This is a genomic window from Myxococcus sp. CA005 (genome assembly GCF_006518205.1).
Taxonomy (GTDB): domain Bacteria; phylum Myxococcota; class Myxococcia; order Myxococcales; family Myxococcaceae; genus Myxococcus; species Myxococcus xanthus.
Genome location: NZ_SRLV01000183.1, coordinates 1 through 2917 on the forward strand (window position 1 = coordinate 1; position 2917 = coordinate 2917).

The window sequence follows — 2917 nt, forward strand, 5'->3', positions numbered from 1 at the left end:
ACGAAGGGCCGCAAGCAGGCCAAGGGATGAACCACCCAGCGTCGCTGACGCTCCGACCGCTCGCCATCAGCCGGAATCGCTGCTCGGCTTGAGCCGGAACGAGTGCTCACCATGACCGGAATACGCAGCCGTAGTAGCGGCGGGCAATCACGCGCTCGCTACGAAGCCGGACCAGGAGCGCTTCAGCCTCCAGCTGAGGCAGAGCCGCTTCGGGTTGTGGATCAACCAGGACGGCGCCGTGCGCGGCCAGGTGGAGCTGGGCTTCGTGGACTTCGCCAAGGCCACGCCCACCGTGCAGGCCCTGCCGCGACTGCGCATCGCGCGGACGGAAAAGCCGCGTGGGCGTGAGCGCGCTGGCCACCCGGCTCACCTTCGCGAGGACTGAGGGCTCCGAGGGCGGTGAGGCGCTCGCCGCCCATGCCGACCTCTTCGCCGAGCGGGCGCAATCCCCAAGCGCCGCGCTCCGGGTGAAGCAGGCGTTGTGCCGAGCCTGGCGCAGCCACGCCCCACAACTCTCTGCCGCCCTCCTCAAGCAAGGCGGCCAGGGACGTCAGCGCGCCCGCGTTCTGGCGGAGGGCTTCTTCGCGGTGCTCTTCTTCCTAGCCGAAGCGACCTTCGCCTTCGCGACTGCCGGCTTCCCTTCGCCGCGCGGTGCCTTCGCCTTTGCGGCCGCCTCCATCGCTTTTCGGGCTTCGGTCTTCTCGCCTTTCCGCAACGCGAGCGCCGCGGAGATCCAATCCGGTGCGTAGCTCGAAGTGCATCCCTTCGGAATCGGTCGCGGGTCCCAGCGACCGAGGCGCTCGCCGATGGCGATGGCCTCCGAGGTGTACGCGGGCAGGTGGAGGCCGATCCAGACCAGGCAGAAGTTGATGCCCTCCTTCACCCGGTATGGTGCATCCGGAAGCTCACGCTCGATGCGCTCGAGCGTCGCGCCTACGTCGAGTTCCTTCTCAAGGCCTCTCGCAATGCGCCCAGCAAGAAGCTTCCATCCGGCGCGGCGAGGGAGCTCCTTGCTGCCGTCCATCCACTTCTCCTGAAGCTTCGGGGCGACGGGCGCATGTACAAGCACGCGACCGACGAGTTCGTCGACCAGAGTCGGGTTCGAGAGTGGCTCGAGGAGCCCGCGTGCCTCCTTCTCAGTGAGCGCCGCGGGGTCGAGGAGCATGCACGCGAGGATGCGCGCATCGTGATTGCCGGTCCCCCACAGCTCCAGTCCGAGCCCGTGGTTCGTCCCCAACGTCGCTGCCAGGCCACGGATTTTTCCGAGCAGCACACCGAAGACATTGTCGACCACCCCGTCGCGCACGTAGCGCTGGCGCACCTTCTCGTCACCATGGCCCTCGAGCAGCTTCATCACCTGGGACAGCGACATTGTTTTCGGCATGGGCAACACCTCGACGGGCGGTGGCTTGAGAGCGGCCGGAAGGGTGGCACCACAGGCGCCCTCGGTCGAGAACCACTTCCGCTCGCTGCCACCGCGCAGCTTCGGAAGCGAGGGTGCGGCCATCCGGATGTGGCACCGTAGCCACGGGAACCGAAACGATGCCACCAGGCGCGCGTACCCAGCGCGTGTAGAGGCCCACCGCCGGGAAATCATCCTGGCGAGCGAGCCCCCCCGCCGCTGTCGCCACTCAAGGCGGAAGCGAAGGACGGACAGGCGCCCTGGCGAGGTTCGGGGTCGCCAATCGCCACCCATGCGATTGGTCTTTCTCCTTCCTGGAACTGTTCTCCGCCCTCAGGCACTCGATCCTCGTATAGGAGTACGAGATATCGAGCAGATGCCCGCCACCATCGAACTGTTGGAGGTGGCCCCCACCACCTGGAGTTCTACGAGCCGCAGGAGTACGAGCGGCTGGTAAAGGCGGCGGCGAGGCGGGGCTGCGGAACCGGGGAAACTTCACCGTGAGCGTGGAGGACAGCCGCAAAGATGAGGGCGACGCGGAGCCCCGCAAGGTCAAGCAGGCGTTCAGCCATGAAGAATCCGTTCCCTCCTGCAGGGAATTCCAGGTCCTGCCCTCCGAAATGCTGTGAGACAACGGCAAGGAATGCGCCTGAACCATGGATGAACTACTTGCACTGCTCGGGCGCTACGCTCCCGGCTCCAGCGGTCAAATCGAAGGCTACCCAGACTTTATCGTGGATGAATTGGAGGACGTCTTCGGTCGTCCGCTCCCAGCCGTCTACCGTCTCTTCGCCGAGGTCTTCGGTTCGCGTGGAGGGCCGCTCCTGGCCCATGTGCGCTCCTTCGACCCCATCCTCGATGTCGCCGAACTCTATCGGGTCGCGCCCAAGGGAGAGCTGCCCCCCAGGCGTTTTCTCTTCATCTTCGGAGACCCCGACCCGCTGGCCCCCCATCATTACTGGCTCGATCTGGAGTCCCCTTCCGAAGAAGGAGACTGTCAGGTCGCGCGCATGCCCTTTGGTGCGGACGCATGGAAGACAAAGCTGCACCGGGAGGCCATCAGCTTCCGGGAGCTGCTCTTCCTCTGCGCCATGGAGCACGTCCACCTGCCCACCCTCCCTCATCAAGCCAGCTATATGCGTAGGGAGGGGCACTCGACTCCCAGCGCCGAGGACCTCGCGCGTCTCATCGAGAAGATGGGCTTCACCCGGCTCCCCTATCCCCGCTACAGCCTACTCTTCGAGCGGGAGGGGGCCGCAGCACGACTGTACCGCCCTCCTGATAGCCCCCACTTCAACCTTCGCGTGGGCATGCAGTGTCCCAAGGAGCTGGAGCGATTCCAGATGCTCCTTGAAGACAACACGGACCTGCGGAAGTCCCCATTCTAACACTACTGCGTCAGGGGTAGGCAGAAGGGAGAGTGGGCGACGGAGGGCTGGGCGGGCAGGCCCTCATTGCATTGGCCGCCATCCGCCCCACTCATGAAGCAGGTATGGACTCCTTCATGAACGCCGC

General features: G+C 65.5%; 4 protein-coding genes. 3 read left to right on the forward strand and 1 reads right to left on the reverse strand.

Features of this window, described 5'->3' with window-relative positions; all coding sequences use genetic code 11:
- Positions 1–238 precede the first annotated feature (238 nt).
- Entirely contained in the window at positions 239–385 is a 147-nt protein-coding gene (locus FMQ63_RS36935) for a hypothetical protein (RefSeq protein ID WP_194866460.1), read from the forward strand.
- A 165-nt stretch (positions 386–550) separates the two neighbouring features.
- On the opposite strand, the gene FMQ63_RS36940 is transcribed toward FMQ63_RS36935, so the two are convergent.
- Positions 551–1507 (reverse strand): DNA alkylation repair protein, encoded by a 957-nt coding sequence (locus FMQ63_RS36940; protein ID WP_225909534.1) that lies wholly within the window; start codon positions 1505–1507, stop codon positions 551–553.
- 395 nt (positions 1508–1902) lie between these two features.
- Between FMQ63_RS36940 and FMQ63_RS38520 the strand changes: the two genes are divergently transcribed.
- The gene (locus FMQ63_RS38520; RefSeq protein WP_011556226.1) at positions 1903–2031 is read left to right on the forward strand and encodes a hypothetical protein; all 129 of its coding nucleotides are present in this window, start codon (positions 1903–1905) and stop codon (positions 2029–2031) included.
- A 27-nt stretch (positions 2032–2058) separates the two neighbouring features.
- Positions 2059–2790 (forward strand): hypothetical protein, encoded by a 732-nt coding sequence (locus FMQ63_RS38305; protein ID WP_011556227.1) that lies wholly within the window; start codon positions 2059–2061, stop codon positions 2788–2790.
- Positions 2791–2917: the final 127 nt, after the last annotated feature.